The 23,535-nt window shown below is 72.4% G+C and carries 22 protein-coding genes and 1 riboswitch; of the genes, 19 read left to right on the top strand and 3 right to left on the bottom strand.

Annotated elements, in window-relative coordinates; genetic code table 11:
• The first annotated feature begins 119 nt into the window (after window positions 1-119).
• A riboswitch (FMN riboswitch) is annotated at window positions 120-250 on the top strand.
• A gap of 149 nt (window positions 251-399) precedes the next feature.
• From ribD to DEJ51_RS05080, 10 genes are all read left to right on the top strand, one after another.
• Window positions 400-1,554, top strand: coding sequence for a bifunctional diaminohydroxyphosphoribosylaminopyrimidine deaminase/5-amino-6-(5-phosphoribosylamino)uracil reductase RibD (gene ribD, locus DEJ51_RS05125; RefSeq protein ID WP_150256513.1), 1,155 nt, complete (start codon window positions 400-402; stop codon window positions 1,552-1,554).
• Window positions 1,555-2,178, top strand: coding sequence for a riboflavin synthase (locus DEJ51_RS05120; RefSeq protein WP_150256512.1), 624 nt, complete (start codon window positions 1,555-1,557; stop codon window positions 2,176-2,178).
• Complete coding sequence (locus DEJ51_RS05115) at window positions 2,175-2,828, top strand: nicotinamide riboside transporter PnuC (RefSeq protein WP_150256511.1); 654 nt, start codon at window positions 2,175-2,177, stop codon at window positions 2,826-2,828. Before DEJ51_RS05120 ends, DEJ51_RS05115 begins: the two co-directional genes overlap by 4 nt.
• Window positions 2,825-4,114 (top strand): bifunctional 3,4-dihydroxy-2-butanone-4-phosphate synthase/GTP cyclohydrolase II, encoded by a 1,290-nt coding sequence (locus DEJ51_RS05110; RefSeq protein WP_150256510.1) that lies wholly within the window; start codon window positions 2,825-2,827, stop codon window positions 4,112-4,114. Before DEJ51_RS05115 ends, DEJ51_RS05110 begins: the two co-directional genes overlap by 4 nt.
• A 63-nt stretch (window positions 4,115-4,177) precedes the next feature.
• A complete protein-coding gene (ribH, locus tag DEJ51_RS05105; RefSeq protein ID WP_007262951.1) occupies window positions 4,178-4,663 on the top strand; it encodes a 6,7-dimethyl-8-ribityllumazine synthase in 486 nt (161 codons plus the stop codon).
• Between the two features lie 35 nt (window positions 4,664-4,698).
• Window positions 4,699-4,980 carry a phosphoribosyl-ATP diphosphatase gene (locus DEJ51_RS05100; RefSeq protein WP_030774590.1) on the top strand — a complete coding sequence of 94 codons (282 nt, stop codon included), beginning with the start codon at window positions 4,699-4,701 and terminating at the stop codon, window positions 4,978-4,980.
• Window positions 4,981-5,036: 56 nt separating this feature from the next.
• Window positions 5,037-5,885, top strand: coding sequence for an ATP phosphoribosyltransferase (hisG, locus tag DEJ51_RS05095; protein ID WP_150256509.1), 849 nt, complete (start codon window positions 5,037-5,039; stop codon window positions 5,883-5,885).
• A 66-nt stretch (window positions 5,886-5,951) separates the two neighbouring features.
• Complete coding sequence (locus DEJ51_RS05090) at window positions 5,952-6,416, top strand: PH domain-containing protein (protein WP_150256508.1); 465 nt, start codon at window positions 5,952-5,954, stop codon at window positions 6,414-6,416.
• 200 nt (window positions 6,417-6,616) lie between these two features.
• The gene (locus tag DEJ51_RS05085) at window positions 6,617-8,023 is read left to right on the top strand and encodes a hemolysin family protein (protein WP_150256507.1); all 1,407 of its coding nucleotides are present in this window, start codon (window positions 6,617-6,619) and stop codon (window positions 8,021-8,023) included.
• Complete coding sequence (locus DEJ51_RS05080; RefSeq protein WP_150256506.1) at window positions 8,020-9,063, top strand: hemolysin family protein; 1,044 nt, start codon at window positions 8,020-8,022, stop codon at window positions 9,061-9,063. The genes DEJ51_RS05085 and DEJ51_RS05080 overlap by 4 nt, the downstream gene beginning before the upstream one ends.
• Window positions 9,064-9,143: 80 nt before the next feature.
• Here the strand turns inward: DEJ51_RS05080 and DEJ51_RS05075 are convergent, their stop codons facing one another.
• Both DEJ51_RS05075 and DEJ51_RS05070 read right to left on the bottom strand, forming a co-directional pair.
• Entirely contained in the window at window positions 9,144-11,063 is a 1,920-nt protein-coding gene (locus DEJ51_RS05075; protein WP_150256505.1) for an AAA family ATPase, read from the bottom strand.
• Between the two features lie 379 nt (window positions 11,064-11,442).
• A complete protein-coding gene (locus DEJ51_RS05070; RefSeq protein WP_150256504.1) occupies window positions 11,443-12,093 on the bottom strand; it encodes a uridine kinase in 651 nt (216 codons plus the stop codon).
• A gap of 256 nt (window positions 12,094-12,349) precedes the next feature.
• On the opposite strand from DEJ51_RS05070, the gene DEJ51_RS05065 reads away from it, so the two are divergent.
• The 7 genes from DEJ51_RS05065 (at window position 12,350) to DEJ51_RS05030 (ending at window position 20,528) form a co-directional block, all read left to right on the top strand.
• Window positions 12,350-13,732, top strand: a complete 1,383-nt coding sequence (locus DEJ51_RS05065; RefSeq protein WP_150256503.1) for a peptidase C39 family protein — start codon at window positions 12,350-12,352, stop codon at window positions 13,730-13,732.
• Window positions 13,733-13,830: 98 nt separating this feature from the next.
• Window positions 13,831-14,268: an SPW repeat protein gene (locus DEJ51_RS05060; RefSeq protein ID WP_150256502.1), complete on the top strand. Its 438-nt coding sequence runs from the start codon at window positions 13,831-13,833 to the stop codon at window positions 14,266-14,268.
• 287 nt (window positions 14,269-14,555) lie between these two features.
• Window positions 14,556-14,708: an SCO1431 family membrane protein gene (locus tag DEJ51_RS05055; protein WP_150256501.1), complete on the top strand. Its 153-nt coding sequence runs from the start codon at window positions 14,556-14,558 to the stop codon at window positions 14,706-14,708.
• A gap of 159 nt (window positions 14,709-14,867) precedes the next feature.
• Entirely contained in the window at window positions 14,868-15,557 is a 690-nt protein-coding gene (locus DEJ51_RS05050) for a TetR/AcrR family transcriptional regulator (RefSeq protein ID WP_150256500.1), read from the top strand.
• A 147-nt stretch (window positions 15,558-15,704) separates the two neighbouring features.
• On the top strand, window positions 15,705-16,877 hold the full coding sequence (locus DEJ51_RS05045) for an acyl-CoA dehydrogenase family protein (RefSeq protein WP_150256499.1): 1,173 nt from the start codon (window positions 15,705-15,707) through the stop codon (window positions 16,875-16,877).
• Between the two features lie 1,388 nt (window positions 16,878-18,265).
• Window positions 18,266-19,402 carry a hypothetical protein gene (locus DEJ51_RS05035; protein WP_150256498.1) on the top strand — a complete coding sequence of 379 codons (1,137 nt, stop codon included), beginning with the start codon at window positions 18,266-18,268 and terminating at the stop codon, window positions 19,400-19,402.
• A gap of 34 nt (window positions 19,403-19,436) precedes the next feature.
• Window positions 19,437-20,528 (top strand): phosphotransferase family protein, encoded by a 1,092-nt coding sequence (locus DEJ51_RS05030; RefSeq protein WP_150256497.1) that lies wholly within the window; start codon window positions 19,437-19,439, stop codon window positions 20,526-20,528.
• An 11-nt stretch (window positions 20,529-20,539) separates the two neighbouring features.
• Here the strand turns inward: DEJ51_RS05030 and DEJ51_RS05025 are convergent, their stop codons facing one another.
• The gene (locus tag DEJ51_RS05025; protein ID WP_150256496.1) at window positions 20,540-21,019 is read right to left on the bottom strand and encodes a hypothetical protein; all 480 of its coding nucleotides are present in this window, start codon (window positions 21,017-21,019) and stop codon (window positions 20,540-20,542) included.
• A gap of 217 nt (window positions 21,020-21,236) precedes the next feature.
• Between DEJ51_RS05025 and DEJ51_RS05020 the strand changes: the two genes are divergently transcribed.
• Window positions 21,237-21,677, top strand: coding sequence for an Lrp/AsnC family transcriptional regulator (locus DEJ51_RS05020; RefSeq protein ID WP_030011705.1), 441 nt, complete (start codon window positions 21,237-21,239; stop codon window positions 21,675-21,677).
• Between the two features lie 121 nt (window positions 21,678-21,798).
• Window positions 21,799-23,433 carry an amidohydrolase gene (locus DEJ51_RS05015; RefSeq protein WP_150256495.1) on the top strand — a complete coding sequence of 545 codons (1,635 nt, stop codon included), beginning with the start codon at window positions 21,799-21,801 and terminating at the stop codon, window positions 23,431-23,433.
• Window positions 23,434-23,535 lie beyond the last annotated feature (102 nt).

The following is a 23,535-nucleotide window of genomic DNA, read 5'->3' as shown; positions in this document are numbered from 1 at the left end:
CCAACCCCGCTCGACTTGACAAAGTCCGCATCCGTCCCGCCGCTCTTGTGAGCCAGCCCACACCGCATCACCCGCATGGCTGTCGATCGGCCGTGGCAGACTGGCTGGAGTACCAGTAGCAGCGCACTCCGGGGTCGGTGTAATTCCGAACCGGCGGTTATAGTCCGCGACCCGTCCGCAGCCAGCGGCCGGTTGACCAGGTGAGATTCCTGGACCGACGGTTAAAGTCCGGATGGGAGGCAGTGCGCGGCGGGCCAGTCACCGGTACGCCGCCGTCGGCGGTTCGTCGGCATATCCCTACGGATATGCCTGGTCGAACCGTTTTTCCGGCCTCGGCGTCCCCTGTGTGCTGTACCGCTTCATCTGTCGTATCCCGACAGGCCCCGGAGTCCGTGCCCGATGAGGCAGGAGGACCCGGTGGCGAACCACGCCGCGCACGCAGCAGCACCCGACGCGGACACCCGTGCCATGCGCCGAGCCATCGAGCTCGCCGCCTGCGGACTCGGCTCCACCAGCCCCAACCCGGTCGTCGGCTGCGTCCTCACCGACGCCTCGGGCGCGATCGTCGGCGAGGGCTGGCACGAGCGGGCCGGCGGCCCGCACGCCGAGGTCCACGCCCTGCGCGCGGCAGGCGGGGCCGCCCGCGGCGGCACCGCCTACGTCACCCTCGAACCCTGCAACCACACCGGCCGCACCGGTCCCTGCGCCCAGGCCCTCGTGGACGCCGGGATCACCCGCGTGGTCTACGCCGTCCCCGACCCGAACCCGCAGGCCAGCGGTGGAGCCGCCACCCTGCGCGCCGCCGGGATCGACACCACCGCCGGGCTCCTCGCGGACGAGGCGGAAGCGGGCAACGCCGCCTGGCTGACCTCCGTACGTCTGGGCCGGCCGCACGTCACCTGGAAGTACGCCGCCACCCTCGACGGCCGCAGCGCCGCCGCCGACGGCAGCAGCCGCTGGATCAGCTCCGCCGAGTCCCGCGCCGACGTCCACCGGCTGCGCGCCGAGAGCGACGCCGTCCTCGTCGGCGCCGGCACCCTGCGCGCCGACGACCCGCACCTCGCTGTCCGCGGTGTCGAAGGCGCCACGCAGCCACTGCGCATCGCCCTCGACGCCCGCGCCGCACTCCTGCCGACCGCCCGCGTCCTCGACGACGCCGCACCCACCCTGCTCGTCGTCGGCGAGGACGCCGACACCCGGCACCTGCCGGGCGTCGAACTGCTCCGGCTGCCCCTGCACGACGGCCGCATCGGCGTCCACGACCTCCTCACCCACCTCGACCGGCGCGGCGTCCGCTCCCTCCTGCTCGAAGGCGGGCCCACACTGGCCGGCGCCTTCCTCGAAGGCGGCGCCGTCGACCGCGTCATCGGCTACATCGCCCCGGCCCTGCTCGGTGCCGGCCCCGCGGCCCTCGCCGACGCCGGAATCAAGAACATCTCCGGTGCGCAGCGCCTCGACATCACCGAGGCCGTCCGCATCGGCCCCGATCTCCGCATCACCGCAGTCCCCGTCCCCGCTACCGCCACCACCGCCACCGCCACCAAGGAGCACTGAGTGTTCACCGGAATCGTCGAAGAACTGGGCGAGGTCACCGCTGTCGAGCAGCTCGAGGAAGCCTCCCGCTTCCGGCTGCGCGGCCCCCTCGTCACCGAAGGCGCCAAGCACGGTGACTCCATCGCGGTCAACGGCGTCTGCCTCACCGTCGTGGAGACGGCCGACGGCGAGTTCACCGCCGACGTGATGCAGGAGACCCTGAACCGCTCCAGCCTCGGCGCCCTGACCAAGGGCTCCCGCGTCAACCTGGAGCGCCCGATGGCGCTCGGCGGACGACTCGGCGGCCACCTGGTCCAGGGACACGTGGACGGCACCGGCGAGATCCTCTCCCGGACCCCCTCCGAGCACTGGGAGATCGTCAAGGTCGCCCTCCCCGCGAACCTCTCCCGCTACGTCGTCGAGAAGGGCTCCATCACGGTCGACGGCGTCAGCCTCACCGTGGTCGAGGCCGCCGCCGACTGGTTCACCATCAGCCTCATCCCCACCACCCTCGCGCTGACCACCCTCGGCATCAAGCAGAGCGGCGACCCGGTCAACCTGGAGGTCGACGTCCTCGCGAAGTACGTCGAGCGCCTGCTGGCCGCCGGCGTGAACCCGCTGCACGCGACGGGAGACGACCGGTGAGCGCCCTGACCTGGCTCAACGCGGAGGCCTTCACCGTCTTCGGCCAGAAGGTCATCTGGTCCGACATGATCGGCAACCTGATGGGCCTGGCCGCGCTCGCCCTCGGCTGGCGCCGCTCCATCTGGACCTGGCCCGCCCAGCTCCTCTCCGGCCTGATCCTCATCGCCGCCTACGCCTCCGCACACCTCGCGGGCGGCGTCGGCAAGCAGCTCCTCGTCATCGGCGTGGCCGTCTTCGGCTGGATCGCCTGGCAGCGCGGCAAGCAGCAGGCCCAGGACGGCTCCATCGCCGTCCGCACCGCCACCTGGACCGAGCGCGGCGTGCTCCTCGGCGGAGCGGCCCTCGGCACCCTCGCCGTCGGCGGCCTCTTCACCCTCTACCCGTCGCTGTCGTGGAGCCCCTGGGCCGACGCGTACATCTTCGTCGGCACCATCGTCGCGATGGTCGCCCAGGCCCGCGGCCTCGTCGAGTTCTGGTTCGCCTGGCTCCTCGTCGACCTGGTCGGCGTCCCCCTCGCCTTCAACAACGGACTGGCCTTCTCCGGCCTCGTCTACGTCGTGTACTTCGCCCTCGTGCTGTGGGGCGCCTACGACTGGTACCAGCGTTCTCGCACCACCCCCGCCCAGGCCCTGGAAGGAGCAACGGCATGACCACCCTCAAGCCCGTGCCCGACATCCCCGAAGAGACCTTCCGCCTCGACCCCGTCGAGCAGGCCATCCGTGACATCGCGGCGGGCCGCCCCGTCGTCGTCGTCGACGACGAGGACCGCGAGAACGAGGGCGACCTCGTCATCGCCGCCGAGAAGGCCACCCCCGAGATCGTCGCCTTCATGATGACGGAGTGCCGCGGCCTGATCTGCGCCCCCATGGAGGGCCCCGAGCTGGACCGGCTCGAACTCCCCCAGATGGTGCAGCACAACACCGAGTCGATGAAGACCGCCTTCACCGTCTCCGTCGACGCGAGCGCCGCCCACGGCGTCTCCACCGGCATCTCGGCCGCCGACCGCGCCACCACCCTGCGCCTGCTCGCCGACGGGGTCTCCGAACCCGGCGACTTCGTCCGTCCCGGCCACATCTTCCCGCTGCGCGCCAAGCCCGGCGGCGTCCTGGTCCGCAACGGCCACACCGAGGCCGCCGTCGACCTCGCCCGCCTCGCGGGCCTGCGCCCGGCCGGCGCCATCGTGGAGATCGCCGGCGAGGACGGTGTGATGCTGCGCCTGCCCGAGCTGATCCCCTTCGCGCGCAAGCACGGCCTGACGATCATCTCGATCGAGGACCTGATCGCCTACCGCCGCTCCGCCGAGCCCACCGTGCGCCGCGAGGCCGAGGTCAGCCTGCCGACCGCCTTCGGCGAGTTCACCGCCTACGGCTACCGCTCCACCGTCGACGGCGTCGAGCACGTCGCCCTCGTCCACGGCGAGATCGGCGACGGCACCGACATGCTGGTCCGCATGCACTCCGAGTGCCTGACCGGCGACATCTTCGCCTCCCAGCGCTGCGACTGCGGCCCCCAGCTGCACGCCTCCATGGAACGCATCAAGGACGAGGGCCGCGGCGTCGTCGTCTACCTGCGCGGTCACGAGGGCCGCGGCATCGGACTCCTGTCCAAGCTGCGCGCGTACGAACTCCAGGAGCGCGGCCGCGACACCCTCGACGCCAACCTCGAACTCGGCCTGCCCGCCGACGCCCGCGACTACGGCGCCGGCGCCCAGATCCTCGCCGACCTCGGGGTCCACGACGTGCGGCTGATGACCAACAACCCCGAGAAGTCCGACGCCCTCGTCCAGCACGGCATCACGGTCAGCAGCCGGGAGTCGATGCCGGTCGAGGCCGGCGAGCACAATCTGCGCTACCTGCGCACCAAGCGGGACCGGATGGGGCACGACCTGCCCTGGCTGGACGGGCCCGTCACCACCTCCGCCTGCGGCAACCAGTAGGCACGCACCACCACCCGTACACACATCCACACCACCCACCACGAACCACCGAGGAGCAGAGCTGTGAGCGGCAAGGGCGCACCCGAACTGAGCGTGAAGAACTGCGGAGACCTCCGAGTCGCCGTGATCGCGGCCCAGTGGCACGAGAAGGTCATGGACGGACTGGTCGACGGGGCCCTGCGGGCCCTGCACGAGCTGGGCATCGACGAGCCCACCCTGCTCCGGGTCCCCGGCAGCTTCGAGCTCCCGGTCGTGGCGAAGGTACTGGCCGGTCGCGGTTACGATGCCATCGTCGCCCTCGGAGTCGTCATCCGCGGCGGCACCCCGCACTTCGACTACGTCTGCCAGGGCGTCACCCAGGGCCTGGTACAGGTGTCGATCGACACCGGAGTCCCCGTCGGCTTCGGAGTACTGACCTGCGACAACGACGAGCAGGCGCTGGACCGCGCCGGCCTCGAAGGGTCGAACGAGGACAAGGGGCACGAAGCGGTCACCGCCGCCGTCTCCACCGCCATGACCCTGCGCACCGTCAGCGAACCCTGGCGCTGAGTGGCGACGGGGAACCCCGTATTCTGAGGACCATCATGGCTGACAAGACCCCCAAGACCTTCGAGGAGCTCTTCACCGAGCTCCAGCGCAAGGCCGCCGAAGGCGACCCCAGCACCTCCCGCACCGCCGAGCTCGTCCACAAGGGCGTCCATGCCATCGGCAAGAAGGTCGTCGAGGAGGCCGCCGAGGTCTGGATGGCCGCCGAGTACGAGGGCAAGGAAGCCGCCGCCGAGGAGATCTCCCAGCTGCTCTACCACGTCCAGGTGATGATGGTGGCGCGCGGGATCTCCCTCGACGACGTCTACGCCCACCTCTGAGTCCGGCACGCACACCCGCCCGTACAACCCGTAACCCACGCACCAAAGGAAGCCCCATGCTGCGCATCGCCGTCCCCAACAAGGGTTCACTCTCCGGACCGGCGTCGGCGATGCTCCATGAGGCCGGCTACCGGATGCGCAAGGAGTCCAAGGAGCTCGTGGTCGTCGACCCCGAGAACGAGGTGGAGTTCTTCTACCTCCGCCCCAAGGACATCGCGATCTACGTCTCCTCGGGCAAGCTCGACATCGGCATCACCGGCCGCGACCTGCTGCTCGACTCCGGCGCCAGCGCCGAGGAGATCCTGCCGCTGAACTTCGGCCGCTCCACCTTCCGCTACGCCACCACCCCCGGCACGGCGAAGGGCCCCGAGGACTTCGGCGGGATGACCATCGCGACCTCGTACGAGGGAATCGTCGCCAAGCACCTCGCCGAGAAGGGCATCGACGCCTCCGTCGTGCACCTCGACGGCGCGGTCGAGACCGCCATCCAGCTCGGCGTCGCCCAGATCATCGCGGACGTCGTCGAGACCGGCACCAGCCTGCGCAACGCCGGCCTGGAAGTCATCGGCGAGCCGATCCTCACCTCCGAGGCCGTCGTCATCCGCGGCAACGGCGCCGACGCCGGCGACCCGCAGGTCCAGCAGTTCCTGCGCCGCCTGCAGGGCGTCCTCGTGGCCCGCAGCTACGTGATGATGGACTACGACTGCCGCGCCGAGCACCTGGAGCGCGCGGTCGCCCTCACCCCCGGCCTGGAGTCGCCGACCGTCTCCCCGCTGCACAACGAGGGCTGGGTCGCCGTCCGCGCGATGGTCCCCGCCAAGGAAGCCCAGCGGATCATGGACGACCTGTACGAGCTCGGCGCGCGCGCGATCCTCACCACCTCGATCCACGCCTGCCGCCTCTGAGGACCGGCGTGCCCGACCGGCACGCCGCCTCCCGAACCGCACGCCACCTCCAGAAGGCACCGCACCATGGCCGAGTCCGCCGCCCAGCCCGCCACACCCACCCTGCCGGTCACCTTCCGGCCGACCCGTACCCGGGTCGTCCTGCTGGGCGTCGGCCTCGCCATGTTCACCACCATCACGGCCATCGCCCTGCTGCTGGAGAACCTCAGCCCGGGCGAGCGGATCAGCTTCGTCTTCACCGCCGTCCTGCTGAGCTCCGTACTCGTCCTGCTCAGCCGCCCCAAGGTGGTCGCGGACGAGTCCGGCGTCACGGTCGTCAACCTGACCAACACCCGCCGCCTGGAGTGGGCCCAGATCCTCCGGGTCAACCTCCGCCCGGGCGACCCGTGGGTGTTCCTCGACCTCAGCGACGGCACCAGCCTGCCCGCCCTCGGCATCCAGCCGGGCATCGCCAAGCAGCAGGCGATCGGCGACGCCCGCGCCCTGCGCACCCTCGCCGAAACCCACGGAACGGGCACCGGCGACCACTGAGTCGGCCGATCCCCACGGCTGCGTACCGTTGCGGCCGGGATCTCAATGACTACCCTGGTGGCGGGGCGCAGCTGTGCGCCCTCCCATCGGCCCCGGGACCTCGTGGCCCGTGGGCACCTGCGACTTGAGGAGTGACTCCCTCCAGCAATGGACGGATCGTCCGGTAATACCCGCGCCGCCCTCCCCTCGGAGGCGGCGGCATGACCATCCCGCTACTTCTGCTCGCGGCGGCCTTCGCCCTCATCCTCGCCAACGGTTTCTTCGTCGCCGCCGAGTTCGGCCTCGTCACCGTGGAGCGGCCCGAGGCCGAACGCGCCGCCGCCGACGGAGACCGCCGTGCCCGCACGGTGGTCAAAGCCCTGCGGGAGCTGTCCTTCCAGCTCTCCGGCACCCAGCTCGGCATCACCATCACCTCCCTCGTGGTCGGCATGCTCGCCGAGCCCGCCCTCGCCGCACTGCTGGCCGGGCCGCTCGCCGCGACCGGCCTGCCCAAGGGAGCCGTCTCCGGCGTCGCCGTCGTCATCGGCATGCTGCTCGCCTCCGCCGTCCAGATGGTCGTCGGCGAGCTCGTCCCGAAGAACTGGGCGGTCTCCCGGCCGCTCCAGGTGGCCCGCTTCGTCGCCGGCCCGCAGCAGGTCTTCTCCCGCGTCTTCCGTCCGGTGATCGCCGGGCTCAACGCCGTGGCCAACCGCCTCGTGCGGGCGCTCGGCGTGGAACCGACCGAGGAGATGGACTCCGCCCGGACCCCCGGCGAGCTGCTCTCCCTGGTCCGCCATTCGGCCCAGGCCGGCGCCCTCGAACAGGACACCGCGGACCTCTTCGTCCGCACCCTCTCGCTGGGCGAGCTGACGGCCCAGCACGTCATGACCCCCCGGGTGAAGGTCAGCGCCCTGATGCACACGGCCACCGCGGCCGACGTGCTCAACCTGACCCGCGCCACGGGCCTGTCCCGCTTCCCGGTCTACCGCGACCGCATCGACGAGGTCACCGGCGTCGTCCACCTCAAGGACGCCCTCGCCGTACCCGAGTCCGAGCGCGACCGCACGAGCGTGAGCCGGATCTGCGTCGCCCCGCTGCTCGTGCCCGGCTCCCTGCCTGTGCAGCCGCTGCTGGAGCGGCTGCGCAGCGAACAGCCGATGGCCGTGGTCGTCGACGAGTACGGCGGCACCGCCGGCGTCGTCACCCTGGAGGACATCGTGGAGGAACTCGTCGGCGAGGTCCGCGACGAGCACGACTTCGCGGAGGACGAGACACCCGAACTGGCCGCGGTGCCGGCCGAGGACGGCCGTCCCTCCTGGGAGGCCGACGGCAGCTGCCGGGTGCAGACCCTGCGCCGCATAGGCCTGGAAGTACCCGAAGGCCCGTACGAGACCGTCGCCGGCCTCGTCGCCGACCTGCTCGGCCGGATCCCCGCCCCCGGGGACCGCGCGGAACTCCCCGGCTGGAAGCTGTCCGTCCGCCGGGTCGGCCGCAACCGAGCCGAGCGGGTCCGCCTCGTCCGGCTGGCGGCGGTGCCCGCGGCCGGCGCGTACCGGCCCGGCTCCGCGGCCGACGGCACGTCCGCGCCCCAGCCGCAGCGGGCCGAGCTGGAAGGCGCCGCCCGGTGAACGCGCTCCAGCTCCTCTTCGCCCTGCTGCTGGTCCTCGCCAACGGCTTCTTCGTCGGCGCCGAGTTCGCACTCGTCTCCGTACGGCGCAGCCAGATCGAGCCCCTCGCGGCCGACTCCAAGCGGGCCCGCCAGGTGCTCCACGGCCTGGAGAACCTGCCCCGCATGATGGCCGCCGCGCAGTTCGGCATCACCATGTGCTCGCTCACCCTCGGCGCGGTCGCCGAGCCCACCGTGGCCCGGCTGCTGGAGCCCGTCTTCCACGCCGTCCACGTACCGGAAGGCCTGATCCACCCCCTCGGCTACGCGTTCGCGCTCACCGCCGTGGTCTTCCTGCACCTGGTGATCGGCGAGATGGTGCCGAAGAACCTGGCCATGGCCGCCCCCGAGAAGACCGCACTGTGGTTCAGCCCCGGCCTGGTCGCCTTCGCCCGCCTGTGCGGGCCGGTCACCACCGCGCTCGGCGCCTGCGCCGCGCTCGTCCTGAAGCTCTTCAAGGTGGAGCCCAAGGACGAGGTCGAGGCCGTCTACACCTCCGCCCAGCTGGGCCGGCTCCTCAAGGACTCCCGGCAGGCGGGGCTCCTGGAGCCGGTCGAGCAGGAGCGGCTTGAGGACGCGCTGGAACTGGGCAGCCGCCCCGTCACCGACGTCCTCCTCGGCCCGGACCGGCTGGTCACGGTCGGCCCGGCGGTGACCCCGCGGCAGATCGAGCAGCTGACCGTGCGCACCGGCTACTCCCGGTTCCCCGTCCGCGCCGACAGCGGAGCCTTCATGGGCTACCTGCACGTCAAGGACGTACTCGACCTGGAGGACCGGGAGCGGGCCGTCCCGCAGCGGGTCTGGCGCCGGATGACCACGCTGTGCGCCACCGTCCCGCTCGACGACGCGCTCGGCGTCATGCGCCGGGACGCCACCCACCTCGCGCAGGTGGCGGATCCGGCGGGCCGGGTCCTCGGCCTGGTCGCCCTGGAGGACGTCCTCGAAATGCTGGTCGGCGAGGTCCGCGACCCGGCCCACCGGGCCTACGTCCGCGGCGCCTGACGCGGTGATCCGGCCACGTCCTGGGGCCGCGGGCCCCAGGACGTGCCCCGCACGGCGAACCCGACCCGCCGGCCACGGCACTACGGCGCCGGCGGGTCGGGCCGTTCCTGGGGGCCGCGGCCCGACAGGACCTCTCCGTACGCCTGCATCAGGTCCGGCAGCCGGAGCGTCGCCAGGTCGTCCCGCGACGGCTCACCCGCGAAGCCCGCCAGCCGCAGGTCCCGGTAGGCGCAGCTCTTCTCGTACAGGGTCCGCAGGAAGCGGCCGTTGCCGAGCTCGTCGATCCAGCCCTGCTCCACCACGTGCCCGCTGATGCTGCGCAGCTCCTCCAGCGCCTCCTCGTCCCAGTGGTCCCCGTTCGCGTCCGCCAGTACCCCGCCGATCGCGGTCAGCTCCAGCGGCCGGTAGCTGGGGAAGTCCACCCGCGTGGTGAAGCGCGAGGACAGCCCCGGATTGGCGGCCAGCAGCCGGTCCATCCCGGCCGGGTAGCCCGCCAGGATCACCACCAGGTGGTCCCGGTTGTCCTCGGCCCGCTTCAGCAGCACCTGCAGGGCCTCGTCGCCGTACGCGTCACCCTTGCTGTAGCCCGAGTTCGACAGCGAATAGGCCTCGTCCACGAACAGCACCCCGCCGATCGCCGAATCGATCAGCTCGTTCGCCTTCACCGCCGTCTGCCCGAGGAACTCGCCCACGAGATCGGCCCGCTGGGCCTCCACCAGATGGTCGCCGCCGAGCAGCCCCAGCGCGTAGAAGACGCGGCCCAGGATCCGGGCCACCGTCGTCTTGCCCGTCCCGGAGGGACCCGAGAACACGAAATGCCGCTTCGGCGGCTGTACCGGCAGCCCCTGCCCCGCCCGCAGCCGCGCCATGTGCAGCTGCGCCGAGAGCGCCTTCACCTGCCGTTTGACCGGCTCCAGGCCCACCATCCGCTCCAGCTCCGCCAGCGCCTCGGCGAGCGCCGCCGGGTCCGCCGGGCCGGCCGGCAGCCCCTCGGGGGTGCCCTGCGGCGGGACCGGCGCCTTGCGCCGTACGCCCTCCACGCGGCCCGCCGGGGGAGGGGGCGGAGCCAGCGGATCGGGCTCCGTCTGGCCGTCCGCCGCGACGTCCTGGACGGGCCCGCCGCCCAGCGCGACCGCCGCGAAGTCCCCGCCGGCCGGGGACGGTCCGTGCCCGCTGTAGCCCCCGTACGCCGCGTACCCCGCCAGGCCCGCCAGATCGGCCACGCCGTCCGTGTCGTCGCTGTCCTCGATGGCCGTCAGCCGGGCCGCGGTGTCCATGAACGAGGGGTCCACCCGGTGCACCGCCCGGTACAGCGGCAGCGCCGCCGCACTGCGCCCGGTGCCCTCCCGCGCCCGCGCCAGCCAGTACCGCAGCTCCTTGCGCTGGGGCTGCTCGCTGCGGCACCGCATCAGCGCCGCCGCGAGCAGCGGCTCCGCCTGCCCGTACATCTCCAGCCGGACCCGGGCCATCCCGCCGAACAGCCCGGCCTCGATGCCCAGCAGCGGATCGTCGACCAGCGGCTCGGTGTGCCGGACCAGTTGCTCCCAGTCCTTGACCAGATAGGCCCGGCAGGCGTGCAGGAACCGGACCTGCGCGTCGGTGTCCACCGGCGGCAGCGCGGCCAGCGCCTGGTCCAGCTCGGGCACGTGGCGGCCGTCCAGCCAGTGCGAGGCGTGGGCGAGGAGCAGATCGCGCCGGCTCTCCAGCACCGGCTGCACCCACCAGCCCAGCCAGTACCAGGAGTTCAGCGTCCGGCGGTGCCGGGCGCGCTGCTCGCCGAACCGGTCCCGGTGGGCGTACATGCGAAGTAACGCGTTGCCGGTGTCGACCCGGAGCGCGTGCAGTCCCAGCCAGGCGTCAGCCATGGAGGGGTCGAGTCGTACGGCCGCCCGGAACTCCTCCTCGGCCTGCGGATAGGCGCCCATGGTGCAGGCGTCGACCCCGCGCAGCCAGGCGAGTTCGGCCGGGGCGTGCATGCTGCCCGGCGTGCCGAAATCCATCACGTCCCCCACAAGCCTGCCCCCGTGGTGCGCGGCAACCTCCGTGACGAGCACATGAGTTGCCCACTGCGCCGATGAAATCAGGGCTGCATCGTACCTGCGGTCACGCACCTTACGTAGGGCGCGACAGGTCCGGTTCCGGCGTGCGCCCCTGGGGCGACCGGTGACTCAGGGTGAAGAACCGGGGTCGATCGGCCTCGCGTGACACCGGCGGGGAGGGGTGCTCGCGGGCAGAACGAAGCCCCCGGTCACGGGGGAACAACCGGGGGCTTCGTGTCCGCGGCGGCCGGTACGGCCTCGCATTGAAAACGTAAGGCCGCTGCGGGCCCCGGGTCAAGCGGGTCGGGCAGGCCCCGGCGGAGCGGATTTCCGGGGGCGTTCAGGCCCGGGGGAGTTCGTCACTCCCGGTGACGGAAGCGGAGGTTCCTGCGGTCTCACGGGCCCCGGAAGACCACTCGTATCCCGTACCGCTCTGGCGTACCAGGGTGTCGGCGAAGGGGCGCGAAGGGTCGTGGGAGAAGTGCGCGCGCTCCGCGCGCTCCCATCCGTCCCAGAAGTCGGAAAGTTCACGCCCATCACGGTTTCGCCCCCGTCGCCAGGACTGCTCGCGCGGCGTCTCCATCCACAGCAGTCGCGCCAGCCGCGGCCGCAGCGCAGCCCGCCCCGCTCCCACCCCCTCGACCAGGACCACCGGCGCCGGCTCCAGCACCCGCTCCGGACCGAACCGGCGCGCCACCCAGTCGTACGGGGCCCAGTGCGCGGGCCGGCCCGAGGCGAGCGGCTCCAGCACCTGCGTGCGCAGCCGTTCCACCCAGTCGAACAGCTCCTCGTGGGTCGCCACGTCGTCCAGGTGCAGCACCGGCGCTCCCAGTACCTCGGCGAGCTGCCCCGCGAAGGTGCTCTTCCCGGATCCGGCGTGCCCGTCGATCCCGATCAGGCGTACCGGGCCGAGGGAGGGCGGGAGGGCGGCGAGCTCCCGGGCGAGCGGTTCGAGTGACCGCTGAGGCTGTTGTGACTGTTGTGACTCCACCCGACCAGCGTAGACAGGCCCGACACGACCCGTGGCTTCGGGCGGTCGCCCCCGGGAACTGGAAGGGTGTGAGGGCGGATGACACCCGCGCGCCACCGAACTGCCGAACTGCCGAACTGCCGACGTGTCGAACTGCCGACGTGTCGAACCACCGAACTGCCGAACTGCCGAACCGCCGAAGTGTCGAACTACCGAACTGCCGAACTACCGAACTACCGAACCGCCGAAGTGCCGACCCACCCTGGGGGAACACGCGATGACCGAACCCACGCCGCGCAGGTCCGTACTCGTCGCGGCGCTCGCGGTCGCCACCGCGGCCACCGCCGCCACCGTCTCCGGCGGCAGCGCCTCGGCGGCCCCTGCGACCCCTCCCACCCCTCCCGCCCCGCGAACCCCCTCCCGCACCGTCGACAACCGCTTCTGGTATTCCTACGGCCACTGGCTCGCCGGCACCCACCAGGGCACCACCGCCGTCGGCGGCACCCGCCCCGGCCTGGAGATCGCCACGGCCGTCGGCCGCACCGAGTACGCCGACCCGCACACCGGCCGCAAGAGCACCTGGGAGTACGCCACCTGGACCTCCCCCGTGCACCGCTCCAGCGTGCCCGCCACCGAGGCCATCGCCTCCTGGAACGCCCACACCCCGGCCGGGACCTGGATCCAGACCGAACTGCGCGGCACCTACACCGACGGCACCGCCACCCCCTGGTACGTGATGGGCCGCTGGGCCTCCGGAGACGCGGACATCCGCCGCACCTCGGTCGACGGCCAGAGCGACGGCAGGTCCACCGTCTGGACCGACACCCTGGCCCTCGACGCCCCGGCCGCGGCCGCCGGCCTGCGGATCGCGGCCTGGCAGCTGCGCCTCACCCTCCACCGCAGGCCCGGCGCCGAGCGGGGGCCCACCGTACGGCTCGCGGGCGCCATGGTCTCCGACGTCCCGGACCGCTTCACCGTCCCGGCCTCCGTCCCCTCCCGTACGGCCCACGAGCTGAAGGTCCCGCGCTACTCGCAGGAGGTCCACGCGGGCCGCTACCCCGAGTACGACAACGGCGGCGAGGCCTGGTGCAGCCCCACCTCCTCGCAGATGATCATCGAGTACTGGGGTGGCAAGGCCGCACCCTCCGCCCTGACCTGGGTCGACCCGAAGTACTCGGACCCGCAGATCTGCCACGCGGCCCGCTCCACCTACGACGCCGCCTACAAGGGCTGCGGCAACTGGCCCTTCAACGCCGCGTACGCCGCCACCTACCCCGGGCTGGCCGGAGTCGTCACCCGCCTCACCTCCCTGACCGACCTGGAAACCCTGGTCCGTTCCGGCATCCCGGCCATCACCTCCCAGTCCTTCCGCCCCGACGAGCTCACGGGCGCGGGCTACGGCACCGCTGGCCACCTGATGACCGTCATCGGCTTCACCGCCGCCGGGGACGTGATCGCGAACGACCCCAACTCGCGGGACAACCCCGCCGTGCGCCGTGTCTACCAGCGCGCCGAGTGGGAGAACATCTGGCTGCGCACCAAGCGCGTGGGGGCCTCCGGCAAGGTCACCTCGGGCTCCGGCGGCATCTGCTACCTCTACGCGCCGGCCCGCATGAGCCGGGCGCAGTACCAGGCACTGAGGTCGGTGGGAGTGCTGTGAGAAGGCCCCGAAATTTTCCGTTGACCAGGGGGTATGGATAGGCGGAACATAATGGGGTAAATGGCAGATAAAGGCTTCTCAGTAGGAGGCGGCCGGCCATGACCACCCATCCCAGCATCGAGCAACACCCCGACCTCGCCGAGATGCGCACGCGGTTCGAGCGGGTGACCAGCACTCCCCGGGCGCAGGCCGTCGAAGCTCTGGCCCTGATCACGGGCCTGTACCTGGCCGCCTCGCCGTGGATCGTGGGGTTCAGCGGCCTCACCCCGCTGGCCGTCAACAACCTGATCGTCGGCCTGGCCTTCTGCCTGTGCATGGGCGGTCTGGGCTCCGCCTACGAGCGCACCCACGCGATGGCGTGGACGGCGGTCGTCCTCGGTGCGTGGACGATCATCGCCCCGTGGGCCATCGCCGGTGAGATGGACACGACGCGAACGGTGGTCAGCAACGTGATCGCCGGAGGTGTCGCCCTGTGCCTCGGCCTCGCGATGGCGGGAATGGCGAGCCGCGACCGCGGGTCCCGGCCCCGAGCCTGACCGGAGCGCCGCAGACGGCGCCGGATGAACGAGCGCGCCGGGTCCCGTCCGGGGAGGTCGGGGCCCGGCCGTCTGTCGTTTGTCGTCTGCCGTCTGCCGTCTGCCGTCTGCCGTCTGCCGTCTGCCGTCTGCCGTCTGCCGTCTGCCGTCTGCCGTCTGGCGCCGCCGGGCCGGTGTCGGGGCCTGGTCGCCTCCCTGCTCCTGTCCTTGTATGTCGGTTTTGCGTGACACATGCCACCCATGGCGTCCCTACCGCGAAAGCCGCGAACGCTGGCACATTGGACGTCATGACTGCCGACAGCGCCACCCCCACCGCCGCGCCCCGGGACCTCGTCCGGACCGGAGGCCCCAAGGACGATTCCAGCTGGCTGGAGCACGTGCTCGGCTGGACCCTCGTGGTCGTCGTCGCCATGTTCGTCACCCAGGTCGGCTGGCTCTGAGCCCTCCCGGGGGCCGGGCGGCGGCCTGACGCCCCGGCCGCCGGAGGCCGCGGATCCTCCCCGTACGCCGCCCGACGCGCGGGGGAGCGCGCAACGAACTCGGTGCACAGGTCTGCCCTAGGGTGGGCGTCCTGTGGCAGTTCGAAGCTAGGGCTGAACTTGAATATGGGGCAACAGCGTGGCACGACCGGCCGATCGCAGGTGCGCAGGGCCGAACTCATAGCCACCGGGCGCAAGTTGTTCGCCGACACCGCGTACGACGCGCTCTCCGTGGACGACATCGCCAGACATGCGGGCGTCGCCAAAGGGCTGATCTACTACTACTTCGACAGCAAACGCGGCTACTACCTCGCCATCGTCGAGGACTCCGTGGCCGAGCTCGTCGCCCGGGCCGGAGCCGACACCGACCTCCCCGGCGCGGAACGCGTACGCCGCACCGTCGACGGCTACCTGCACTACGCCGAGCACCACCGCGCCGCCTACCGCACCATCGTCACCGGCGGCATCGGCTCCGACGCCGAGGTCCTCGCCATCCGCGACACCGTCCGCGAGCAGCTCGTCGCCACCATCGCCGAAGGCGCGTACGGACGCCGCACACTTCCGCCGATCGCCCGGCTCGCCCTCGTGGGCTGGCTCTCCGGAGTGGAAGGAACCACCCTGGACTGGATCGGAGCCCCGGACACCCCCGGCCGGCCCGACCGCACCCGGCTCGGAGCCCTGCTGGTGCGCCAGCTGCGCGCGACACTGGAGGTGATCGAGGAGTTCGTCCCGGAGTGTCCGGCACCTCCCGGCCCCGACGGGCCACTCGCTCCACTCGGTGATCTTGCCCCGGTGACGGGAAGCCCCTGATCGGGCATACTCAAGCCGCCGCAGCCGCTGAACAGCTCCTTCCGCAACCCGGGAGGGCACCATCGGCTGTGAGATTACCGAGACCCGGCGTCGCGTCCCACACCTCACGCGTCGCCGCCGTGCCCGACCAGGGAGGAGAGCGCCGCCATGACTGACCGCGCCCCGCAGCCGGTGGACCGACAGCTGCCCACCGAGGAGTCCCGGGACCTCCTCGCCCTCGTACGCGAGATCGCGCAGCGGGAGATCCGCCCCAAGGCAGCCGAGGAGGAGGACTCCGGCCGGTTCCCGCGGGAGGTCTTCACCCTGCTTTCCGAGGCAGGCCTGCTCGGCCTCCCGTACTCCGGAGAGTTCGGCGGCGGCGAGCAGCCCTACGAGGTCTACCTCCAGGCCCTGGAGGAGCTGGCCGCGGCCCGCCTGACCGTCGGCCTCGGCGTCAGCGTGCACTCCCTGGCCTGCCACGGCCTCGCCGGCTACGGCACCAAGGAGCAGCAGAGCGCCCACCTGCCCGCGATGCTCGGCGGCGGTCTGCTGGGCGCCTACTGCCTCTCCGAGCCGGCCGCCGGCTCCGACGCCGCCTCGCTCACCACCAAGGCGGTGCGCGACGGCGACGACTGGATCATCACCGGCACCAAGGCCTGGATCACCCACGGCGGCGTCGCCGACTTCTACACCGTCCTCGCGCGCACCGGCGCCGCGGGCCCCAAGGGCATCACGGCCTTCCTGGTCCCCGGGGACGCGGAGGGCCTGACCGCGGCCGTGCCCGAGAAGAAGATGGGCATGAAGGGCTCGCCCACCGCCCAGCTGCACTTCGACGGCGTACGGGTCCCCGACGCCCGCCGCATCGGCGAGGAGGGGCAGGGCTTCACCATCGCCCTCGCCGCGCTGGACGCCGGACGCCTGGGCATCGCCGCCTGCGCCATCGGCGTCGCCCAGGCCGCACTGGACGAGGCCCTGACGTACGCGCTGGACCGCAAGCAGTTCGGGCACCCGATCGCTGACTTCCAGGGGCTGCGCTTCATGCTGGCCGACATGGCCACCAAGATCGAGGCGGGCCGGGCGCTCTACCTCGCGGCGGCACGGCTGCGGGACGCGGGCAAGCCGTTCTCCCGCCAGGCGGCCATGGCCAAGCTGTTCTGCACGGACGCGGCGATGGCCGTCACCACGGACGCGGTGCAGGTCCTCGGCGGCTACGGCTACACGGCGGACTTCCCCGTCGAGCGGCTGATGCGCGAGGCGAAGGTGCTCCAGATCGTCGAGGGCACCAACCAGATCCAGCGCATGGTCATCGCCCGCCACCTTGCGGGTCCGGAAACGCGCTGACCGCGGTCGAGCGTGGTCGACCGCGGTCAGTACAGGCCGCTGCTGGTGGTGGGCCAGACCGGAGAGGCCATGAGCCGCGACCACTCCGGGTCACGCCGGCCGGGCAACGTCCGGCCGGCATCGGCCCACCGCGCCAGCAGGTCCCGGTAGATCGGCGGATCCGGCACGGGCTGCGTCTGGTGCGCCGGGTGTGTCTGGTGCGCGGACTCACGTGGACGCTGAACCGATTCTTCGAAACCCGGCGCCGCCGGGCGACGCCTTCGGCCCGTTGAAGACTGAAGCATGGTCATACCCGGCCAACGCGGAACCGAAGGACCGGGTAATCGCCCCCGAGGTACGGCTATCCGTTCGAGCCGTAGCCGGGGGGCGGTGGCTTCGGGTGGGCGGGAGTCACGTGAACGGCGTCAGGGCTGCGGGTGGGGTTTCCCGTCAGTCCCATCGTCCCTCCGGGTCGGGCCGGTCCCTCAAGGGCGCTCCTCCTACGTCGTCGCGTCGCTCCGCGATGGCCTTCGGCCACCCTTGACCGACCGACCCGCCCCGGAGAAACGAAAGACTGCCGGGAAGCCCCCAAAGGAACGGGCCGGTCGATACTTCCAGGGACGGGGCGGTCGACGATGTCCGGCCGGGTCGGGCGCCGGGACGACCGAGAGGCGGGCCCATCCAGACACGGGACCGGGGGTGGTGCCGGGGAGGCGCACCAGATCGCTACGCGCTTCTCATGGCTCAGCGGCCGACGACCGCCCTGGGCTGGGCATAGGCCGCCCATGAGCCCCACGCGCTTCTCGCGGACGGCGTCCAGCGACCGTCTGTGGCTGGGCATGGGCCGTCCACGGAGCCTACGCCCTCCTGGCGGACGACGGCCGACGACCGTCTTGGGCTGGGCGTAGGCCATCCACGACCCCCACGCGCTTCTCGCGGACGGCGTCCAGCGACCGTCTGTGGCTGGGCATGGGCCGTCCACGGGGCCTACGCCCTCCTCGCGGACGGCGGCCGACGACCGTCTTGGGCTGGGCGTAGACCGTCCACGACCCCCACGCGTTTCTCGCGGACGACGGCCGACGACAGTCTGGAGCTGGGCGTAGGGCCCCACCAGCAGCCCAGATGCCGATCACGTGGCTTCCGCCTGCCCGAAGCCGCCGTCCAAGCTCCCGGCTGGGGCCAGTCGGCTTCCGCCTGCCCGAAGCCACCGCCCGACCCCACGCCCCCGCACCCGGCTCCCGCCCCGCCCCACCCCGCCGGAGGCGCCCGGCATGGTGCGCCTGTCTGTCAGAGCGTGCCAGAAGGGTGGTCCTGCGGCCGGTTTCTGACGTACCGTCATATCCGCTCGCGCCGCCACCCTCCCCGAAGCCCCCACCCCGTCCCGTAGTCGTCCGTCCAGGAGGTTCGCCATGCCCGCCGATCGGCCCGTCGCGCTCGACGAATACCCCATCCACCAGGCGCCCTTGTCGATGAAGCATGTCGTCAGCGGCGACCGCAACGCGTACGACCGGTGCATCTTCCACGTCTTCGACCACGCCGGCCGCGCCGTCCTGATCCTCGGCCTCGGCGTCTACCCCAACGCCGGGGTCATCGACGCCTACGCCACCCTCCGCCTCGGCGACGAGCTGCTCGCCGTACGGGCCTCCGACGCCCTCACCGACGACCGTATGAACCTCTCGGTGGGACCCCTGTCCGTCACCGTCGACATACCGCTCAAGCAGCTCACCCTGCGCTGCGCCGCCGATCCGGCGGACCCGCACGGGCTCTCGTACGACATCACCTGGACCGCCGAGTTCCCCGCCGTCTGGGAGCCGCACCACGTCCAGCGGCGCGGCGACCGCCTCATGCTCGAAGGCCGCCGCTTCGTGCAGGCCGGCCAGGTCGCCGGAACCATCCGGGCCAAGGGGGAGGAGTTCACCCTCACGCCGAGGGAGTGGACCGGTACCCGCGACCGGAGTTGGGGCGTGCGGCCGATTCCCGGCGAGGAAGGGGGCCGCGCGGCCGAGGAGTACCGCCCCGAGGGCTTCCACTGGCTCTGGATCCCGGTCCGCTTCGAGGACCGCTTCCTCATGGTCATCGTCCAGGAGGACGCCGACGGCCACCGCACCCTGAACGAGGCCGTGCAGGTCTTCCCCGACGACAGCGGGCGCCACGACGTCCAACTCGGCTGGCCGCACACCGACATCCGCTACCGGCCCGGCACCCGGCACCCCGAGCGGGCCGTCGTGCACCTCACCGATCCCGCCGACCGCAAGCCCCTCGAACTGGGCGTGGAGATCCTGAACTCCTCCCCGCTCGCGGTCGGCGCCGGATACCCGCCCGCCGGCGACTGGCAGCACGGCACCTGGCAGGGGCGCGGCTGGACCGACCGCCGCGTCTACGACCTCTCCGACCCCGCGGCCCACCCCATGGCCGCCTTCGGGGTGACCGACCACTCGGCCCGCTTCACCCTCGACGGGCAGACCGGCCACGGCATCTTCGAACACGGCAGCTTCGGGCGCCACGACCCGAGCGGGTTCGCCGACTACTCCTCCGTCGCCCAGTAGGACCGGCACCAGGACCAAGGAAAGGGGATCGACCATGGCCACCGCACCACGTCCGCGCACCTCCACCCGGGAACCCGACGAGCTCGGCCGCCGTCTCGCCGCCTGGCTGGACACCAGGCTCCCGGGCGCGCGGGTCACCAACGTCTCCGTCCCCGGATCCAACGGGATGTCCAGCGAGACCCTGCTCTTCGACATCGAGCACCCCGAGACCCCGCTGCGCGCGTGCGCGCTGCGGCTCGCCGCCGATCCGGCCGCCTACACCGTCTTCCCGACGTACGACATGCCGCGCCAGCACCGGGTCATGAGCCTGGTCGCCCGGCACACGGACCTGCCCGTCCCGCGCGTGCAGTGGCTGGAGGAGGACCCGGGGCCGATGGGGGCGCCGTTCTTCGTGATGGCGCGTGCGGAGGGCCGTGTGCCGCCCGACGTCATGCCCTACACCTACGAGGGCAACTGGCTGCACGCCGCCAGCGACGCCGAGCGTGCCGCACTCCAGGAGGCGAGCGTCTCGCTGCTGGCCCGGCTGCACGACCAGTTCCCCCCCAAGGAGGCCCAGTTCCTCCTCCCCGACGGCGAGGGCACACCGCTGCGCCGGCACGTGGACGCGCAACGCGCCTACTACTCCTGGGTGGTGGGCGGGCTCGCGCCGTCCCCGCTCATCGAGCGGGCGTTCGCCCGTCTGGAGGAGCTGTGGCCCGAGGACGAGGGCCCCGCCGTCCTCAACTGGGGTGACGCCCGTATCGGCAACGTCGTCTACGACGGCTTCACGCCGGTGGCCGTGCTGGACTGGGAGATGGCCGCGTACGCCCCGCGCGAGGTGGACCTCGGCTGGACCGTCTACCTGCACCGGTTCTTCCAGGACCTCACGGTCGGCTTCGGCCAGCCCGGCCTGCCGGACTTCCTGCGCCGTGAGGACCTGGAACGCAGGTACGCCGAGCTCACCGGCCACACCCCGCGGGACATGGAGTTCCACACCCTCTACGCGGCCCTGCGGCACGGGATCGTGATGCTGCGCATCGCCTACCGGCAGGCCCACTTCGGTGAAGTCGAGGTCCCGGCGGACCCGGACGGCCTGATCCTGCACCATGCCACCCTGGCAGCCATGGTGCAGGGAACGTACTGGTAGGGGAGCGGTCGTCAGGCCGCCTGCACGTGCTGCTGCCGCGTCTGCGCCTGCGGCCGCGGCAGCACGGGGCTCACGACGCGGATCGGGCGCGAGCCCGGACCGCCGACGTGCGAGAAGGGCTGGGTCCGCCAGTCCAGGCCCTGGGGCAGGGCCGGCAGGGCGACGGGCTCCAGCTCCTGCGCCTCCGCCGGCTGGATCAGGCCGACGGTGGGCAGGGCGTCGCTCGCGGGCCGGCCGGTGCCCGCGCACACGGTCAGGCCGAAGGGGTTCCACGGGGTCAGGCAGAGCGCGTGCTGCGGCAGGAACTCCTCGTCCGCGACGAGGGCGATCGACTGGCCGCAGTCCGGGCAGATCGCGTGATGGATCTCGAATCCCTCGGCCTCGTCGGGGTAATCGCCGTCCGGGCCGTCGTCCGGATACGGTCCGTCCGTGGAATCGAGCGGTTCCAGGGGCTCCGGTTCGGTGCGACCGGCGCGCTTGGTGTTCAGCATGGATGTACTCCCCCTTGGGTGGGCCGGGCGGGCAGTTTCTTCGGCCTCGGCCACAGCAACCAATTCCCGTCGAGCGTCACGAGTAACCACAACAGACAGGCCTCCACCTGCATACCCCTGTGGCCTTGGTCACATGCCTGCCGCAGATGCCTCCAGTGGGCGGACAGCACTGGGCCTGGAGCGCCCTTGGGCCGTAAGTTGAGCGGCTATGAGCGCAATGGAGGAGCTGGACCGCCAGATCGTTGATCTGCTCGTGCGGGACGGGCGGATGAGCTACACGGATCTGGGCAAGGCCACGGGACTGTCCACGTCGGCAGTCCATCAGCGAGTACGACGTCTGGAGCAGCGCGGCGTCATCCGCGGCTATGCGGCCGTGGTCGATCCGGAGGCCGTGGGCCTGCCGCTGACCGCGTTCATCTCGGTCAAGCCCTTCGACCCGAGTGCCCCGGACGACATCGCCGACCGGCTGGCCGGCGTGCCCGAGATCGAGGCCTGCCACAGCGTCGCGGGCGACGAGAACTACATCCTGAAGGTGCGCGTCGCCACCCCCCTGGAGCTGGAAGACCTCCTGGGCCGCCTGCGTGCCCTCGCCCACGTGTCGACGCGCACGACGGTCGTCCTGTCCACCCCCTACGAGGCGCGCCCGCCCCGCGTCTGACCCGTGGCCGGGCGCGGACCGGGCGCGTACGGATCGCGCACCGACCACCACGCACCGGCCGCGGACCGGGCGGGGGACCCGGTGGTCGGGCCGGGGCGGGCGACGCGGGACACTGGTCGGCATGACTGACCGCACCGCCCACTCCGCCGACGCCGCCGACGCCGGAGCACCGACCAGGACCGTTCTCCTCCGCGGGGGCGAGGTGCACAGCCCCGCCGACCCCTTCGCCACCGCGATGGTCGTCGAGCGCGGCCGCATCGCCTGGGTCGGTTCCGAGGGCGCCGCCGACGCCTTCGCCCAGGGCGTGGACGAGGTCGTCGACCTCGGTGGCGCGCTCGTCACGCCGGCGTTCACCGACGCCCACGTCCACACGACCTCCGCGGGGCTGGCCCTCACCGGGCTGGACCTCTCGGGCGCGGCCACCCTCTCCGCCGCGCTGGACCTCGTACGGGCCTACGCCGCGAGCCGCCCGGCCGACCGGGTGCTCCTCGGGCACGGCTGGGACGCCGCCCGCTGGCCCGAGCGCAGGGCCCCGTACCGCGCGGAGCTCGACGAGGCCACCGGTGGCCGCCCGCTCTACCTGAGCCGCGTCGACGTGCATTCGGCCGTGGTCACCACGGCCCTGCTCGGCCTCGTCCCGGGGGTCCGGCCCGACGGGGACCGGCCGCTGACCGCCGACGACCACCACGCCGTCCGGCGGGCCGCGCTGGCCGCCGTCACCCCGGCCCAGCGCGCCGAGGCGCAGCGGGCCGCCCTCGACCGGGCCGCCTCGCTGGGCATCGGTTCCGTCCACGAGTGCGGCGGGCCCGACATCTCCTCCGCCGAGGACTTCTCCGGCCTGCTCGCCCTGGCCGCCGAGCGGCCGGGACCGCGCGTCTTCGGCTACTGGGCCGACCGGGACCTGGAACTGGCCAGGGAGCTCGGGGCCGTGGGCGCCGCCGGGGACCTGTTCGTCGACGGCGCCCTCGGTTCGCACACGGCCTGTCTGCACGCGCCGTACGCGGACGCCGCGCACACCGGCACCGAGTACCTCGACGTGCACGCCGTCGCCGAGCACGTGGCCGCCTGCACCGAGGCGGGTCTCCAGGCCGGGTTCCACGCCATCGGGGACGCTGCGATCACCTCCGTCGTCGAGGGCGTCCGGGCGGCCGCCGAGAAGGTGGGCCTGGCCCGGGTCCGCGCCGCACGGCACCGGGTGGAGCACGCGGAGATGATGACCCCCGCCACCATCGCGGCCTTCGCGGAGCTGGGGCTGACGGCCTCCGTGCAGCCCGCGTTCGACGCGGCCTGGGGAGGCGAGGACGGCATGTACGCGGACCGGCTCGGTGCCGAGCGGGCCCGCACCCTCAACCCGTACGCGGCCATGCTCAGGGCCGGTGTCCCGCTGGCCTTCGGCTCGGACGCGCCGGTCACCCCGCTCGACCCGTGGGGCACCGTCCGTGCGGCGGCCTTCCACCGCACCCCCGAGCACCGGATCTCCGTGCGGGCGGCCTTCACCGCCCACACGCGGGGCGGCTTGCGGGCCCTGGGCCGGGACGACGCGGGCGTCCTCGTCCCCGGCGCTCCCGCCGACTACGCGGTCTGGCAGACGGGTGACCTGGTCGTCCAGGCCCCCGACGACCGGGTCGCCCGCTGGTCGACCGACCCCCGCTCGGGCACCCCCGGACTGCCCGACCTGACCCCCGGATCCGGCCTCCCCGTGTGCCTCGCCACCGTCGTCGGCGGGCGGGAGGTATTCGTACGCCCACAGGGGTGATCCGACGGGCCTCGGTTCGGTACGGGCGGTCGGACCCGGATAGGTTCGGCCGGGTCCACCTCAGGAAGTCCGTGCCGGACGACTCCGTCTGTGCAGCGCGCC

Source organism: Streptomyces venezuelae (assembly GCF_008642275.1).
GTDB lineage: Bacteria > Actinomycetota > Actinomycetes > Streptomycetales > Streptomycetaceae > Streptomyces > Streptomyces venezuelae_E.
Note: the sequence above shows the minus strand (reverse complement) of the source record. Positions and strands in the feature narration are given on the sequence as shown.

What these genes read in the sequence shown, in the direction of transcription:
- ribD (WP_150256513.1), top strand. Translation starts at nt 400, where the DNA reads ATGAGGCAGGAGGACCCGGTGGCGAACCACGCCGCGCACGCAGCAGCA.
- DEJ51_RS05110 (WP_150256510.1), top strand. Translation starts at nt 2,825, where the DNA reads ATGACCACCCTCAAGCCCGTGCCCGACATCCCCGAAGAGACCTTCCGC.
- DEJ51_RS05100 (WP_030774590.1), top strand. Translation starts at nt 4,699, where the DNA reads ATGGCTGACAAGACCCCCAAGACCTTCGAGGAGCTCTTCACCGAGCTC.
- hisG (WP_150256509.1), top strand. Translation starts at nt 5,037, where the DNA reads ATGCTGCGCATCGCCGTCCCCAACAAGGGTTCACTCTCCGGACCGGCG.
- DEJ51_RS05090 (WP_150256508.1), top strand. Translation starts at nt 5,952, where the DNA reads ATGGCCGAGTCCGCCGCCCAGCCCGCCACACCCACCCTGCCGGTCACC.
- DEJ51_RS05085 (WP_150256507.1), top strand. Translation starts at nt 6,617, where the DNA reads ATGACCATCCCGCTACTTCTGCTCGCGGCGGCCTTCGCCCTCATCCTC.
- DEJ51_RS05075 (WP_150256505.1), bottom strand. Translation starts at nt 11,063, where the DNA reads ATGGATTTCGGCACGCCGGGCAGCATGCACGCCCCGGCCGAACTCGCC.
- DEJ51_RS05065 (WP_150256503.1), top strand. Translation starts at nt 12,350, where the DNA reads ATGACCGAACCCACGCCGCGCAGGTCCGTACTCGTCGCGGCGCTCGCG.
- DEJ51_RS05060 (WP_150256502.1), top strand. Translation starts at nt 13,831, where the DNA reads ATGACCACCCATCCCAGCATCGAGCAACACCCCGACCTCGCCGAGATG.
- DEJ51_RS05055 (WP_150256501.1), top strand. Translation starts at nt 14,556, where the DNA reads ATGACTGCCGACAGCGCCACCCCCACCGCCGCGCCCCGGGACCTCGTC.
- DEJ51_RS05045 (WP_150256499.1), top strand. Translation starts at nt 15,705, where the DNA reads ATGACTGACCGCGCCCCGCAGCCGGTGGACCGACAGCTGCCCACCGAG.
- DEJ51_RS05035 (WP_150256498.1), top strand. Translation starts at nt 18,266, where the DNA reads ATGCCCGCCGATCGGCCCGTCGCGCTCGACGAATACCCCATCCACCAG.
- DEJ51_RS05030 (WP_150256497.1), top strand. Translation starts at nt 19,437, where the DNA reads ATGGCCACCGCACCACGTCCGCGCACCTCCACCCGGGAACCCGACGAG.
- DEJ51_RS05025 (WP_150256496.1), bottom strand. Translation starts at nt 21,019, where the DNA reads ATGCTGAACACCAAGCGCGCCGGTCGCACCGAACCGGAGCCCCTGGAA.
- DEJ51_RS05020 (WP_030011705.1), top strand. Translation starts at nt 21,237, where the DNA reads ATGGAGGAGCTGGACCGCCAGATCGTTGATCTGCTCGTGCGGGACGGG.
- DEJ51_RS05015 (WP_150256495.1), top strand. Translation starts at nt 21,799, where the DNA reads ATGACTGACCGCACCGCCCACTCCGCCGACGCCGCCGACGCCGGAGCA.